Annotated in this window: 1 pseudogene; it reads right to left on the minus strand. The window is 33.7% G+C overall.

What is annotated here, in order from left to right:
- Positions 1-9: 9 nt before the first annotated feature.
- Positions 10-309, minus strand: a pseudogene (locus tag FUA24_RS25960) (tryptophan--tRNA ligase); the annotation flags it as partial.

The raw sequence follows: 309 nt of genomic DNA on the forward strand, positions 1-309 counted from the left end.
TGAGGTTATTTAATACCCTACTTTTTTTCTAACTTTACTTAAAACGGCATTAGCTACCACTTGAGCTTTTTCAGCACCAATGTTTAATGCTTTTTCTAATTCATCAAGATTTTCCATGTAATAATGGTATTTTTCGCGTTGGGTGGCAAATTTCTCAATAATAAGCTCAAATAATGCCTGTTTTGCGTGTCCGTAACCATAGTTACCGTTTTCGTAATTGGCCTTCATGGTGTTTATTTGCGTTTCATTAGCCAGTAAACTGTAAATAGCAAAACAATTACAAGTACTCCAATCTTTAGGTTCTTCTAA

It is taken from the genome of Seonamhaeicola marinus (assembly GCF_008085455.1).